This is a genomic window from Vreelandella sulfidaeris Esulfide1 (assembly GCF_054072535.1).
Genome location: NZ_CM133364.1, coordinates 1,109,138 through 1,124,245, shown reverse-complemented (window position 1 = coordinate 1,124,245; position 15,108 = coordinate 1,109,138). Strand labels below are relative to the sequence as shown.

Below are 15,108 nucleotides of genomic sequence, written 5' to 3'. Positions count from 1 at the left end.
ACTCGGGGATTCGTATTTGCTGAACTTGAGCAGGCGGCTCGCTGTCATTGATGGGAGTGTTAAGCTAGCCTGCTTATTTAGCCTCTGACTAACGGCAACCAGAGGGAGAGGAGCCCCCATGGCGAAAATAGAAAAATCCCCCGACGAATGGCAACAACAGCTAACGCCCGAGCAATACCGCGTAGCCCGTGAAAAAGGCACCGAGCGCCCATTTACCGGCGATTACCAAGTGCAGGATACCCAGGGTATTTACCACTGCGTATGCTGCCATGCACCCCTGTTTGAAAACGAGCATAAGTTTGACGCTGGCTGTGGCTGGCCAAGCTTTGACCGGCCGCTGGGAAGCCGCTGTGTTGAAGAGCATATGGACACCACCCACGGCATGCAGCGTACCGAAGTTGTCTGTTCTCACTGCGATGCGCATTTGGGTCACGTCTTCCCCGATGGGCCACCAGAGACCACAGGGTTGCGCTACTGCATCAACTCGGTGTCGTTGGAGTTTCATCCTGACGAGTAATCAGCGCTAAATCCTATTCAAGGAAAACCAGCAAGGCGGGCGCCATCTGCTAGAATGGCAGCCCGCTTTTTTTGTGCCTCTAATTTTTGTAATTTCAGGAGAGACCCATGCTCGGCTGGTTCCCCGGACATATGAACAAGGCCCGCCGCCAGATTAAGGAGGTGCTGCCGGAGATTGACGTGGTGATCGAGGTGCTCGACGCGCGTCTGCCCTACTCCAGCGCCAACCCGATGCTGGCCGAGCTAACGCGCCATAAGCCAGTGTTGAAAATTCTCTCCCGCGCCGATCTCGCTGATCCCGAACGCACGGCTGAGTGGGTGGCCTTTTTCGATGCCCAAGAGAACATGCGCGCCTTGGCTGTTACCACCACCAATACCCGTGAGCTGAAGAAAATCCCCAAGCTGTGCCATGAGCTGGCCGGTGCCGTACGCGCCGACCGCGATGTCCGGGTGATGGTGATGGGCATTCCCAACGTGGGGAAGTCCACGCTGATTAACGGCCTGGCCGGACGCAAAATCGCTAAAACCGGCAACGAACCCGCGGTCACCAAGCGCCAGCAAAAGGTACGAATCGACGGGCGCGTCGCACTCACCGACACACCTGGGGTGCTGTGGCCCAAAATTGAGGATCAGGCAAGCGCTTATCGCCTCGCCGCTACTGGCGCTATTCGTGACACGGCCATTGAATACACTGATGTGGCCATTGTCACCAGCGCGGAACTGGCCAAGCGCTACCCTGACGCGCTGACTGCCCGTTATAAGCTCAAAGAACTCCCCCCTTACACCGCGCCGGATATCCCTCACGACATTGATGCAGATGGCCCGAAAAAGCCCGATTTTCTCGCTATTGCTGGTTTTGATGGCAACGCTATTTTACAAGATATTGCCGCTCGCCGAGGCGGCCTACGCCCCGGCGGCGAGGTGGATCTGCATCGCGGCGCCGAAGTGCTGCTTCACGAGTTGCGCGATGGCAAGCTGGGCAGACTAACGCTTGAAACGCCAGCGGATATTCCGCCTCCCCCGGTGCAAAACGACGAAGACAATCAAGGGCTTTCCGACGCATAATGAGCCAAGCACTGCTAAGCCACCCTTTGACTTAGTAATCACCTCATTACGTTGGATACTTTGGGCTTCTCGCTACTTTTGGACAAACACCTCATGGATACCCTGCAGTCGCACGAACCACAACCGCTAAAGAAATCTCACAAGCTGCACAATGTCTGCTATGACATTCGCGGTCCGGTACTCGACCACGCCAAGCGCCTGGAAGAGGAAGGCCAACGAATTCTCAAGCTGAACATCGGCAATCCTGCGCCCTTTGGTTTTGAGGCGCCGGAAGAGATTCTCCAGGATGTGATGCGTAACCTGCCCACGGCACAGGGCTACTGCGATTCCAAAGGTCTCTACTCAGCGCGTAAAGCGATTATGCAGGAGTGTCAGCGTAAGCTGATCCCAAACGTCGGCATCGATGATATTTTTATTGGCAACGGCGTTTCCGAGCTGATCGTGATGGCGATGCAGGCATTACTCAATGACGGCGACGAAGTCTTGATCCCCGCGCCTGACTACCCGCTCTGGACAGCCGCCGCCCATCTTTCCGGTGGCCACGCGGTGCATTACCTCTGCGACGAACAGGCCGATTGGACGCCTGACATGGCGGATATACGCGCCAAGATCACCAGCCACACCCGAGCCATTGTGCTGATCAACCCCAATAACCCGACTGGCGCAGTGTACCCGCCCGCCGTGGTTAAAGAGGTGCTCGAGATCGCCAAGCAGCACAACTTGGTGGTATTTTCTGACGAGATCTACGACAAAATTTTGTATGACGGCGTCGAACACACCGCCACCGGCGCACTGGCGGACGATGACCAATTGGTAATCACCATGAACGGCCTCTCAAAAAGCTACCGCTGTGCCGGTTTCCGCTCCGGCTGGATGACCATTTCTGGCACCCTGGCCAAGCTAAATGCTCAGGATTATATCCAGGGGCTGAATATGCTGGCTTCCATGCGGTTGTGTGCCAACGTGCCCGCCCAGCACGCAATACAAACCGCACTAGGTGGCTATCAGTCGATCAATGATTTAATCCTGCCCGGTGGGCGGCTGCTGGCGCAGCGCGATATCACTGTCGAAAAGCTCAATGCAATCCCCGGCGTCTCGTGTGTGAAACCCAAAGGGGCGCTCTATGCGTTTCCGCGCCTGGATCCTAAGGTTTTCAACATCAAAGATGATCAGCAGATGGTACTTGACTTGCTGCTGCAGGAAAAAATATTGCTGGTGCAGGGCACGGCCTTTAACTGGCCGGAACCGGATCATGTGCGCATTGTGACGCTGCCCTGGGCCGACCAGTTAGGCGATGCACTTGACCGCTTTGCCAATTTCTTGTCCCGCTACCGGCAATAAGCCGGTGGGACTTGAAACTGTCATGAACAGCACGTATCTAAGCCATTATTCTAGTAACGCTGCAAAGACCTTTAAGGGAGAACCTGCACTATGATGCGAATTCTGCTGTTTTTGGCGACCAATATAGCGGTCTTACTGGTTGCCAGTATTACCTTGCGCCTGTTGGGCGTGGAGAGCTATCTGAGCGGCCAGGGCATTAACTTCACCAGTTTATTGATCTTCTGCTTTGTGTTCGGCATGGCGGGCTCCATTATCTCGCTGTTCATTTCCAAATGGATGGCCAAACGCAGCACCGGCACAGTGGTTATCGAAACGCCCTCTAACTCAACCGAACAATGGTTGCTGGACACGGTCGCGGAGCTGTCCCGTGATGTCGGCATTAAAACGCCGGAAGTGGGTATATTCCCGGCGCAGCAGTCTAATGCCTTTGCCACGGGTTGGAACAAAAACGATGCGCTTGTTGCTGTCTCGGCAGGCTTATTGAACCGCATGCGTCCTGAAGAAGTGCGTGCCGTTTTAGCCCACGAAATTGGCCATGTGGCCAACGGCGACATGGTCACGCTGGCACTGATCCAAGGCGTAGTGAACACTTTTGTAATGTTCTTCGCCCGGGTAGTGGCGCACTTGGTCGATAACTTCCTGCGCAGCCGTAGCGATGGTGAAGGCGGGCTTGGCTTTATGGGTTACTTCGCAGTGGTCATGGTCGCCGAAATTGTGTTTGGTATTTTGGCCTCGGCTATCGTCGCCTGGTTCTCACGCTACCGCGAATACCGCGCCGATGAAGCAGGCGCGCGCTTGGCGGGTACCAATGCCATGGTCAGTGCATTAGCACGCTTAAAAACCGAAACGGAAATGCCGGACCAAATGCCGGACACGCTGCGCGCCCTGGCCATCACGAAAGGCCAAACACGCTCTTTGGTGGAAAAGCTGTTTGCCAGCCACCCGCCGCTGGATGAGCGCATTCGTGCGCTGAAAGAAGCCGCATATCGTCAGTAAGTTGCTTATGTCATTGCGAGCAAAGCGAAGCAATCTAGGGGATGTGCCGCCGCGGGTGCAGATTGCCGCGTCGCTTCGCTCCTCGCAATGACAAGGCTTGAACCACCGCGAGTCGGTGGCTTTTCATGTCATTGCGAGCGCAGCGAAGCAATCTGGGGGATGTGCCGCCGCAGGATCAGATTGCCGCGTCGCTTCGCTCCTCGCAATGACAAGAGTTGACCGCTTTCCAATGAAAAGGAGCAAGGTTCCTCGCTATAGCAGTAGAGAAAACCCTGCACCACGCAACACACCTTCCAATGCGACCGCCTCGCCTGACAGCATCACGTTGAGCGTGGCGAATTCGCGGCGCAGCGGGTAATTGGCTCGGCAATCATCGAAGCCTTTGCGCATTCCGCTATGTTGCGTTTGACGCTGAAGCGCATCGTGATCACGGCGAACGTCATACACCGCTCGTATGCAAAGCCGCAGGGCATCTTCGGGCGGTAGCGCGTGCTGTAAATGCAGCGAAGCCAGTGCAGGCGGCGGGCAAATATCGGCGAACGTGAGTTCATTGGGTTGGCCGCAGTGGCGCGCTAACGCTTGTTGAATCATCCAGGTGCCACGCAGCTTGCCGTCCAGGCTATGGCCGGCAATATGCGGTGTTGCCAGGGAGACCAGATCGCGTAAGCCTGCGTCAATCTCAGGCTCATTCTCCCACACATCCAGCACTGCGCTGATATCACCCTTGCCCGCCAAGCGGTTGCGCAGCGCTGGCCCATCCACGCAGTCGCCCCGCCCGGCATTCAGCAACACGCAACCCGGCGCAAGGTCATGAATACGCTGAGCGTTGAGCAATTGGTAGGTGGCGTATGGGCCTTCGCGGGTCAGCGGTGTATGTAAGCAAAGCACGTCACAGTGCTCGATTAGGGCGTCTAAGGAGTGAAACCCAGCCTGCCCCTCCTTCTCGGCCCGAGGCGGGTCACAGGCCAGCGTTGCCACGCTCATAGCCGTTAGCCGTGCCAATAACCGGCGACCGACATTGCCTACCCCCACAATCCCCACGGTACGTTCGCTAAGTGACCAACCATCCCGCTCCGCCATCGTCAGCAGGCTACTCAATACATAGTCGGCCACCGCTTCGGCATTGCAGCCGGGCGCACTGGCGAAACCGATATCGCGCTTAGCAAGGGCCGCCTGATCGATATGGTCCGTGCCGATGGTGCACGTACCAATAAACCCCACGGGGCTGTTTGAAAGCAGCTCGTCGTTGACCTGGGTAATGGAGCGCACGATGAGTGCATCAGCGTCCTGCAGATGCGCGGCGGTTATCTCCCGGCCCGGCACGCGGGTGAGCGTACCAAAATGGCCAAAGCAGCGCTCGGCAGCAGGGATATTGGCGTCGACAACAAGTTTCATAGGCGTTTTCTTATCCGGGCTTTACAATACGCCGCGACGGCTTGATGTGCAGGCGTGTTTAAAGGCTATCTTTTAAAGGCTAAGTAAGGAGAGTGTTTTGATCGTACGCTGGGAGACCAACCATGACTACGTGTTGGTTCATATTCACCAAGATATGTTTGGTGACTGGATTTTCAGCCGCGCTTGGGGGCAAATCGGCACCCAGTTTGGCGGCCTGAAACATCAGCTAGCCGATACACTGGAGCAAGCCCAGATGTGGCTTGAGGACGAAGCCACTATCCAGTCTTCGCGAGGGTTCCGCAAGGTACTGGAAGTGGCCGACCACACCCCCGAAGGTCAGGAAGCCATGCGCCAGCTCTCACTGCTGGACGTGCTTTGAGAGCAACGCTTTTAGCCATGCCTGTTAACCTCGCGCCATTAACCTCGTGCTATTAACCTAGTGCTATTAACTTAAGAAGCGCCGTCCGCCACGCTCATAGGCGCCTTTTGGCGGCGTGGCCTCTGGCGGTGTGGTAAATGCTTCCAGGGCCGCTTCATCCAGCCAGCCACGCTCGCGCAGCCATGCGCTTAACCGCTCCAGCTCAAAGCCACGGTCCAGCTCATTGCCTTCACTATCCACCAACACAGGTATCCGCACGCCGTAACGCTCGACTAGCGCATCATCCTCGCTAATCTCAATGTGGTGCAGCCACACTTTTTGATTCGCCAGTGCTGCCACCAACCCCTCTAGTTGGCTGCACAGGTGACAGCCAAGCGTCGTGTAAAGCGACAGCTGAATCATGCGAATGCTCTTTTCATACGATAGCTCTCTTATGACACTTTATGACGCAGCAAAAACACATGGTGCAGGTTCGTGCGCCGCTGGAAATCAGGGTCGAAGCTGCGCCCGGTAATGTCCTCTACCGCGTAGCGCTCACTCAGCGCTTCATCGAGTTTAAAGCGCCGTTGGTTATTAGAAAACACGAGCGTTCCACCGGGTGCCAAGCGCGCCATGGCGAGCTCCACAAGCCGCGGATGGTCACGCTGAACGTCGAGGGTATCGCGCATTTTCTTGGAGTTAGAAAACGTTGGCGGATCCATAAAGATCAGATCGAACTCGGCGTTGGCGGTTTCCAGCCAGCGAAAGCAGTCGTCGCGCACCACGCGATGCAGGCGGGTATCCAGCTTATTGAGCGCAAAGTTGTCCTTGGCCCACTCCAGGTAGGTGTTGGACATATCCACACTTACGCTATCGCTGGCGCCTCCTAACGCCGCCTGTACCGTTGCCGTAGCAGTGTAACAAAAAAGGTTTAAAAACCGCTTGCCAATGGCCATTTCGCCCAGCATGCGCCGAACCGGACGATGATCAAGAAACAGCCCTGTATCGAGATAGTCGCGCAGATTCACCCATAGCCGCGCATTGCCTTCCTGTACTTCAAAGCGTTCACCACTAGCGGCTCGTTTTTGGTACTGGGCGTTGCCGGTTTGGCGTTCACGGCGTTTGATATAAATCTTGCTAGCGTCAACACCGAGTGCTTCGGGCATGACTTCCAGTGCGTCGTATAAGCGCTTTTGCGCTTGGGCCGGGTTGATCGAGCTGGGCGCCGCGTACTCTTGAACGTGCACGCGATCACCGTAGCGATCCACTGCTAAAGCGTACTCCGGCATATCGGCGTCATAGACGCGATAGCTGGTTTCACCGCTCTGCTTTAGCCACTTCTTCAGGCGCTTCTGATTCTTGATCAGACGATTAGCAAACATCTGCGCATTGTCTTGAGGTTTAGCATCAGCCTGGGCTTTATGGAGAGCTTGATGAATAGCTTGCTCTTCGCTAGTCCGTTCACTGGGCATAGCTTCTGCCACGCTCTCGCGCTGAGCAGGCGCTGCATCGCTAGCGGTAGGCGTATGCTCTGCCCCGCCAATCTCCATCAACAGCAGCTTGGCATCCAGTGCGCCATTTTTGAGCGCGTACTGCTTGTGTGCCCGCATCCCTAATCGGTGGCCGAGATCAGGGTTGCCAGTAAAGACTGCAAGCGTCCAGCCGGGAAACTGTGTTTTGGCTTTTTCGCCTAACTGGGCATACAGGCGCACCAGCTCCGGCAATTCACCCAGGCGCTCGCCATAGGGGGGATTAGTGATCAGTAGGCCGCTCTCAGCAGTCAGTGTTTCCGGCCGTGTCAACTGGGCAAGACTCTGCCCATGTAAGGTGATTAGCGCGGGAATACCCGCCCGCATGGCGTTGGCTTTTGCCGCCGTAAGGGCCGCCGGGCTTTGATCAAAGCCAAGTAACTGAGCTTTGCAGCGCTTGCGGCCAATCGATGCGCGCGCTTCGGCTTCGCGCTTCTGCTCACGCCATACGGTGTCATCGTGGCCCGCCCAACCATGAAAACCAAACCGCTCACGGTTTAGGTTAGGTGCTTGGTCGGCCGCCATCATCGCGGCTTCTATTAACAGCGTACCCGCGCCACACAGTGGATCAATCAACGGCTCACCAGCTTTTAGACGCTCGGGCCAGCCTGCACGCACCAGCAGTGCCGCTGCCAAGTTTTCTTTAAGCGGCGCGTGGCCGACATCGCGGCGATAGCCACGGCGGTGCAGGCTCTCACCAGAAAGATCCAGCCCAATGGTGAGGTTCATTCGGTGCAGGTGGGCATAGACGCGCAGATGGGGGGCTTTGATATCCACATTAGGACGTTCCTGCCCTGCCAGCTGGAGTGCATCGACAATGCCATCTTTAACGGTTTGGGCGCCAAAGCGGGTATGGCGGATATGCTCGCTGCGGCCGTGGAAATCTACGGCCAGCGTGTTACCCGGCGCTAGGTGCTGGGTCCATGCAATGCGCGCAACCACATCACGCACTTGCTCAGCCGTATCGATCATGGACTCGCGTACGAGGGACAAAATAACCCGGTTGGCTAACCGCGACCACAGGCATACACGATAGGCAATGGCTTGGCTGGCGGTGAAATATACCCCCGCCACGGTCGTTTTACCCGGCGTGGCGCCCAGCGTTATGAGTTCATCGTGGAGCAGGCCTTCAATGCCTTTTGGGCAGGTGGCCAACAGCTTTAGGGGGGTATTTTGGTTCAACTCGGTCATAGTTATAGCTGCGCTGAAAGGCGCGACATTCCTGTATATATCAAATGAGTTTACGTTTTATGACAATTTGGTAGTCGACAGATGGCCCCATCATGGTCTAACAATAAGAGAGTAGCTACTGAAAAACGCATGCGTTTCCTGTCAGGGTCCTTAAGGATACATTCCTAATAAGCAGACCTGTGGCTTGTATGAGTTCGCCGTTCGGCCCGTTCAGCGCGTGAGTGCTAGACGGTTGGGTTGCGGCGGCGGCTCGCTCTTGAAGTAAGCTCTCGGAATAGTGGCTGTTTCCGATAACACCCTATTTCTTATCAAAGGCTTTCGTGAAAAGAGGTTAGCCAATGAAACGGCAAAAACGTGATCGCTTCCAGCGGGCTTATGTCCACGGCTATAAAGCGGGTATATCAGGTCGTTCTCGCGATGATTGTCCCAGTCAAGATATTAATTTACGCGAGTATTGGATGAGCGGTTGGCGTGAAGGTCGCGGCGACCAGTGGGACGGGATGACCGGCATCTCCGGCATTCATAAAAACCCCATGGTCATGACTTAACGTTTTATACATCGCTGATGTTTAAATGAAAACTAGGTTTAAACGACAGGTTTAAACGACAGGTTTTAAGTGAGCCCACTTTATTAAGTGGGCTTTTTAACGGCTCGCGTTCTTCACTGCTCTTGCACACTCGCCCACCAGTTTAGGGCCTTGATAAATCAAGCCCGAGTAAAGCTGGATTAAATCTGCCCCTGCGGCGATTTTAGCCTGGGCGGCAGCGGCGCTATCAATACCGCCTACGCCAATAATGGGCAGCGTAGGCAAATGCTCGCGCAACTGGCGAATGACGCGATTGGACGCTTCAAAAACAGGCCTCCCTGACAACCCACCCATCTCGTCTGCCTGCGGGTCGCCCTCTACCCCCGCGCGGGAAACAGTGGTATTGGTGGCGATTACGCCATCAAGAGCGTTGCGCGCAATACTTTCCGCCATTAACGCCACTTCTTCTGCGCTCATATCCGGGGCAATCTTAATCAGCAGGGGAACGTTACGCCCCGACTGGGTATTAAGTTCGGTGGCTCGGGCGCGAATGGGACCCAGTAGTGCATCCAATTGCTCACCAAACTGTAAGGTACGCAGCCCAGGCGTATTCGGTGAGGAGACATTGACGGCAATGTAATCCGCGCAGGGATGCACTGCCTCTAAACATAGCAAGTAGTCATCCAATGCATGTTCTACCGCAGTGCTCAGGTTCTTGCCAATATTGATACCCACAACACCGCCGTAGTGGCGCCGTTTAACCTGTTGGATAAGATGCTCAACCCCTTTATTGTTAAAACCAAAGCGGTTAATGATCGCCTCATGTTCCGCCAAGCGAAACAGCCGGGGTTTAGGGTTGCCAGGCTGGGCTTTAGGGGTAACAGTGCCGACTTCAACAAAGCCGAACCCTAGAGCGCCCAAGGCATCCACATGGTCTGCATTCTTATCCAACCCAGCGGCCAACCCCACCCGATTGGCAAAACGCAGCCCCATCAGCTCGACAGGATCATCCACCGGCTGACCAAACAATCGCGTCACACCCCCCACGCGATGAAGTGTATCCAGCGCGCTCAGCGCCATCCCATGGGAGGTTTCTGGATCAACGCGAAAGAACAATGAGCGGGCAAGGGCGTACATGGCGAGTCTCTTGAAACGGGGCAAAAACGATCACGGGGTTTAAAACGGGCACCAGTATAGCGTAATAAAGCGCGCCCTGGTGGAGAACCAGAGCGCGCTTTCACAAAGAGATATGCTTAAACTAAACAGAGATTTAGCTAAGCAGCCTCTTTAGTTAAACAGAAGATGCATGCCTAGGCTTCGCTATCGCTTTCAGCGAGATCGACCAACTCGCGCACCGCCACCGCGAACAGCGCGAAGCCCCCTTCATTGCCGCCACGCACTTCCTCAATAAGACGACACCAGCGACGATGCAAGTCAGCGTGCTGTTCCAACCACTGCGCCACCCGCTCCTGGGTATCACGGCTACCCGCATCAAGTTTCAATACACTGGTGGTCAGAGCAAGCTGCTGGCGCTCGATATCGTCTCGGAAGGTTTCACGCGCCTGGGCCTGCCAAGCATCGCGTACTTCCAACTGCGTGACCTGCTGAATCATCCACGGCAGTTCCAGACGGCTACCAATCTCGTAGAGTACCTCCGCCACTCGCTGCGGTTTCTCATTCGTCAGGCGCGCCGCTTGAATAATACCGAGACCGGCGTAGAGGCTTGATGAGGCGGCCACAGTGGACGCCAACGTATCCGGCACGCCTGCTTCCAGCAGTTCGTCCCGCCGCGTGTTCCAGGCACTGAGTTCTTCACCGCTTAGCAGCTCGCCAATCCCTTCTTGCAACTGCGCCAGACGCGGGGCGAAGTATTCAATGGTGTCTTGGGTCGAGAGCCCCAAGTGCTGACGCAAGAACCAGCGCGTGGCGCGGCGGATCAAGCGCATCAGATCGAGCATCATTGAGTACTGAATGCGGTTCGGCACCTGATTATCGAGCGCTTCAATTTGCGCCCATAGTCCTGGCAAATTAAAACTGTCACGGGCGACAATATAAGCCCGTGCAATATCGGCGCGTCCCGCCCCGGTGGAGTCCATCAAGCGACGCACGAAGACAATGCCCATGTGATCGACTAGATCGTTAGCGACCTGAGTGGAGACAATTTCACGCTTCAGACGGTGCTCGTACATCTCGCCTTTAAAACGCTCAACCAGCACTGATGGGAAGAGCCGCTCCAGATGCCGGTCAATATAGTGATCGTCCGGCACGTCAGAGGTGATCAAGTCACCTTTCAGCGTGCTTTTGGCATAGGAGATCAATACTGACAACTCGGGCAGACGCATCCCCTGGTCATTGCTGGCGCGCTCTTTTAGCACCTCATCGGTGGGCAAAAATTCCAGTTCGCGATCAATTTGCCCGGCGGCTTCCAATTCGCTGATAAAGCGGCGATACGGCCCCATCGCCTGATCGGAGAGGATGGCCGACAGATCCAACGCCTGGCTTTGACGGTAGTTATCCAGAATGACTAGATCCGCTACTTCGTCGGTCATTTCCGCTAACAGCTGATTGCGCTGCTTCTCCGTCATATCGCCGCGTTTGACCACTTCATCGATGAGGATCTTGATATTGACCTCGTGGTCGGAGCAATTTACCCCACCAGCGTTATCGATAAAGTCCGTATATACGCGCACGCCTTTGGCTGCGGCTTCCATACGCCCGCGTTGGGTCAAGCCAAGGTTTCCGCCCTCGCCAACCACACGGCAATTCAGATCATTGCCATTGATTCGCAGCGTGTCATTGGCTTTGTCGCCCACATCGGTGTCGGTTTCATCAGAACCTTTTACATAAGTCCCGATACCACCGTTCCAGATCAAATCCACCTTGGATTTGAGCATGGCGCGAATAAGCTCATTGGGTGAAAGACGCGTTTCTTGAATACCAAATACGTGCTGCATTTCTGGCGTTATGACAATCGACTTGGCGCTGCGGCTAAAGATACCGCCACCGGCAGAGATCAGCTCCTGGCTGTAGTCTTCCCAACTGGAGCGTGGCAGTTCGAATAGCCTTTGACGCTCGGCAAAGGAGGCCTCGGCATCCGGGTTAGGGTCAACAAAGATATGCAAGTGGTTGAAGGCGCCTACCAACTGAATCTTGTCGGAGAGCAGCATGCCATTACCGAACACATCCCCCGCCATATCGCCAATGCCTACCACGCTAAACAGATCGCGCTGGGTATCGACATCAAGATTTTTGAAGTGGCGCTTCACCGACTCCCAGGCACCACGTGCGGTGATACCCATTTTTTTATGGTCGTAACCGTTGGCGCCGCCTGACGCAAACGCATCGCCTAGCCAGTGGTCGTATTCGAGAGAGATTTCATTGGCAATATCCGAGAAGGTGGCAGTGCCCTTGTCGGCGGCCACCACTAGATACGCATCGTCTTCATCATGGCGGACAACATTTTCGGGGGGTACCACCTCGCTACCCACCAGGTTGTCGGTCACATCCAACAATGCGCGAATAAAGATCTGATAACAGGCAATGCCCTCTTTCTGGATGACGTCACGGCTGGCGTTTTCCGGCATGCGCTTACAGACGAAACCACCTTTGGCACCTACCGGCACGATAACCGCGTTCTTCACCTGCTGGGCTTTCACCAGCCCCAACACTTCGGTGCGGTAATCTTCAAAGCGGTCCGACCAGCGCAGGCCGCCGCGGGCTACTTTACCGCCCCGCAGATGCACGCCTTCTACCCGCGGCGAGCAAACAAAAATCTCGAACATTGGTCGCGGCTTAGGCATACCCGTGACTTTCGAAGGTTCAAGCTTATAAGCGATGTAGTCCTTAAAGCGTCCACCTTCAGCGAGCTGATAGTAGTTGGTGCGCAGCGTGGCGAGAATCAGCTCCATAAAGCGGCGCAGCAGTTGGTCATCGTTAAGGCTGGCAACGCCTTCCAGGCGTTCATTCAAGCCCGCTATGCACTCGTCGGTGGCGTTACTCTGTTGCTCAGGGTCAAAGCGCAGGCGGAATAGCTCTACCAGTTCGCGTGTAATGGCTGGGTAGTTGGCCAGCGTAGCGGCTATGTAATCCTGGGACATGCCGAAACGAATCTGTTTGAGGTAACGGGCATAGCCACGCAGCATGGCGACTTCACGCCAATCCAACCCCGCGCCGATAATCAGGCGATTGAAGGCGTCATTGTCGGCTTCGCCGGTCCAGATACGCTTAAAGGCTTCTGTAAACACATCGCGCATATCACCCAAGTTGACATCCGCGCCGCTGTGCTCCAGTTCAAAGTCGTGAATCCAGTAGCGCTGTTCAGGGGCGTTGATGTCGTAGGGACGCTCGCCAATGACACGTAGGCCCAGATTTTCCATCATCGGCAGCACGTCTGAGAGCGGAATTTGCGATTCGCGGTGGAAAAGCTTGAGATTGACACCACCGCCCTGCTCTTCCAACGGACGGTAGAGCGACAGCGATAAATCATCGCCGTTATTCAGCGTTAAAAGGTGTTGTACGTCAAACACGGCCGTGCGCGCGGAGAAGTCTTCTCGATAGCTCGCTGAGAATGCTTCGCCGAACTGATCCATGAGACTGTTGGCACGCTCTTCGCCGAAGCCTTCAATCATGGCGTTCTGCAGTTCGTCGCGCCAGCTACGCGCCAGCCGGGCCACCTTGCTCTCAAGGAGTTTGAGATCATAGTCGCTCGGTGCATCGCCGTTAAAGCGTAGAATCAGTTGGATACGGGCGAGCACCGACTCGGACAAGTAGGTATTGAAATCACCAAAGTGGGCGTTTAACTCATCGCACAATACGTTTTGAATCCGCTGACGTAGGTCCGTAGAGAACACGTCGCGAGGAACAAACACGAGACAGGAGTAAAACTTACCGCTGATATCGGCGCGAATGAACAGCCGCACCTGACGGCGCTCACGAATATTAAGAATGCCTAGCGCAGTACTGGCCAGTGACTCGGTTTCAATCTGAAACAGGTCATCACGGGGGTAGACTTCCAACACCTGCAGCAATTGCTTGCCGTTATGGCCCTGCGGGTTGAATCCGGCAATGTCCATCACGGCTTTGAGCTTGCGGCGCAGCAACGGAATATTACGCGGTGATTCGTTATACACCGTCGAGGTGAACAGACCGAAGAAGCGCCGTTCGCCGATGACATTGCCGTCGTCATCGTAGCGGTCAACCGTAATGTAATCAGGATACGTGGGGCGGTGCACACGGGAGTGGTGGGCGCTCTTGGCAAACGACAGCAGTTGCGGCACCAGCACATACTCGTTGTTATCACCGACGCCCTCTTCGGTGCGGATACGCTCGCAGTAGCGTGGATGATCCAGACGGAACACGCCCAGCACACTATCCGCATCGCGTTGCAACTCGCGGCCTTCCAACAGGTATTCGTCGTAACCCAGAAAGGTGAAATTATCTTTAAGCAGCCACTCTAGAAAGGCAATTGCCTCCTCATGGTCGTCGGGGTCAATCTGCGGTGGGCAATTTTTCTCAAGCTCTTGAATCGAATCAGTAATTTTCGAACAAATGGCTTCGTAGTCACCCACGGCGGTGCGCACATCACGAAGCACTTCGTGCAGCGTACGCTCGATTCTCTCAAGCAGCGTTACATCGGTGTGTCGATCGACTTCAATCACAATCAGTGATTCGCGTGCTTCAGGCGCGTTGCCGTCTCTCGGCGAGGCCAACGCCTGCAACCGGTGCTGTTCATCGCGGGCCACCGCCAGCACGGCGTTCTGAATCGCATGTACCGTCAAGCCGCGACGGTTGAGTTCAATACGCACCGAATCAACCAGAAACGGCATATCTTCATGCAGAACGGCCACAAACGTATGCGTTGACTGCCAGCCGTGCTCTTCGAAATCCGGGTTAAATACACGCACTTTAGGGCTTTGCGGATCGTGATGCTGCAAAAACTGCCAGATTGACAGCGTTGCGCCATACAGATCGTCCAGGCGACGATCCACGAGGTCTTCCACCGGCACGGTGGCATAAAAGTGTCGAGCAAAGGCGTCTACCGTGGCCGCGCGAGTGGGCTCTAATCGCGCATATAGCCGCTCCTGAAGCTGCTTCAACAGATCTTGCCGACTCTCTTCAATCGCAACGTAGTGCATCCATCACCTCGACTGCCTAGGCCTTAAAACGGCCAAAAAAACGAAGAACAATAGGC

The 15,108-nt window shown here is 55.4% G+C and carries 11 protein-coding genes; 6 read left to right on the top strand and 5 right to left on the bottom strand.

The window, feature by feature from the left end:
• Positions 1-118 precede the first annotated feature (118 nt).
• From msrB to htpX, 4 genes are all read left to right on the top strand, one after another.
• On the top strand, positions 119-517 hold the full coding sequence (gene msrB / locus ACW44H_RS05200; protein WP_457507433.1) for a peptide-methionine (R)-S-oxide reductase MsrB: 399 nt from the start codon (positions 119-121) through the stop codon (positions 515-517).
• A 107-nt stretch (positions 518-624) separates the two neighbouring features.
• Positions 625-1,581: a ribosome biogenesis GTPase YlqF gene (gene ylqF / locus ACW44H_RS05195; protein WP_457507431.1), complete on the top strand. Its 957-nt coding sequence runs from the start codon at positions 625-627 to the stop codon at positions 1,579-1,581.
• 93 nt (positions 1,582-1,674) lie between these two features.
• Positions 1,675-2,922, top strand: a complete 1,248-nt coding sequence (locus ACW44H_RS05190) for a pyridoxal phosphate-dependent aminotransferase (protein WP_457507429.1) — start codon at positions 1,675-1,677, stop codon at positions 2,920-2,922.
• A gap of 90 nt (positions 2,923-3,012) precedes the next feature.
• On the top strand, positions 3,013-3,918 hold the full coding sequence (htpX, locus tag ACW44H_RS05185) for a protease HtpX (protein ID WP_113270421.1): 906 nt from the start codon (positions 3,013-3,015) through the stop codon (positions 3,916-3,918).
• A 252-nt stretch (positions 3,919-4,170) separates the two neighbouring features.
• Here the strand turns inward: htpX and pdxB are convergent, their stop codons facing one another.
• Positions 4,171-5,313 carry a 4-phosphoerythronate dehydrogenase PdxB gene (gene pdxB / locus ACW44H_RS05180; protein ID WP_457507427.1) on the bottom strand — a complete coding sequence of 381 codons (1,143 nt, stop codon included), beginning with the start codon at positions 5,311-5,313 and terminating at the stop codon, positions 4,171-4,173.
• Positions 5,314-5,410: 97 nt separating this feature from the next.
• On the opposite strand from pdxB, the gene ACW44H_RS05175 reads away from it, so the two are divergent.
• Positions 5,411-5,692, top strand: a complete 282-nt coding sequence (locus ACW44H_RS05175; protein ID WP_113270419.1) for a WGR domain-containing protein — start codon at positions 5,411-5,413, stop codon at positions 5,690-5,692.
• 66 nt (positions 5,693-5,758) lie between these two features.
• Here ACW44H_RS05175 and ACW44H_RS05170 read toward each other — a convergent pair whose 3' ends face one another.
• Together ACW44H_RS05170 and rlmKL are read right to left on the bottom strand one after the other, a co-directional pair.
• A complete protein-coding gene (locus ACW44H_RS05170) occupies positions 5,759-6,094 on the bottom strand; it encodes a glutaredoxin family protein (protein ID WP_457507425.1) in 336 nt (111 codons plus the stop codon).
• A gap of 29 nt (positions 6,095-6,123) precedes the next feature.
• Positions 6,124-8,391 (bottom strand): bifunctional 23S rRNA (guanine(2069)-N(7))-methyltransferase RlmK/23S rRNA (guanine(2445)-N(2))-methyltransferase RlmL, encoded by a 2,268-nt coding sequence (rlmKL, locus tag ACW44H_RS05165; protein ID WP_457507423.1) that lies wholly within the window; start codon positions 8,389-8,391, stop codon positions 6,124-6,126.
• Between the two features lie 338 nt (positions 8,392-8,729).
• Here rlmKL and rmf point away from each other — a divergent pair, with 338 nt between their 5' ends.
• Complete coding sequence (rmf, locus tag ACW44H_RS05160) at positions 8,730-8,939, top strand: ribosome modulation factor (protein ID WP_113270416.1); 210 nt, start codon at positions 8,730-8,732, stop codon at positions 8,937-8,939.
• A gap of 96 nt (positions 8,940-9,035) precedes the next feature.
• On the opposite strand, the gene ACW44H_RS05155 is transcribed toward rmf, so the two are convergent.
• Both ACW44H_RS05155 and ACW44H_RS05150 read right to left on the bottom strand, forming a co-directional pair.
• Complete coding sequence (locus tag ACW44H_RS05155) at positions 9,036-10,055, bottom strand: quinone-dependent dihydroorotate dehydrogenase (RefSeq protein ID WP_457507421.1); 1,020 nt, start codon at positions 10,053-10,055, stop codon at positions 9,036-9,038.
• Between the two features lie 173 nt (positions 10,056-10,228).
• Positions 10,229-15,052, bottom strand: coding sequence for an NAD-glutamate dehydrogenase (locus tag ACW44H_RS05150; protein WP_457507419.1), 4,824 nt, complete (start codon positions 15,050-15,052; stop codon positions 10,229-10,231).
• Positions 15,053-15,108 lie beyond the last annotated feature (56 nt).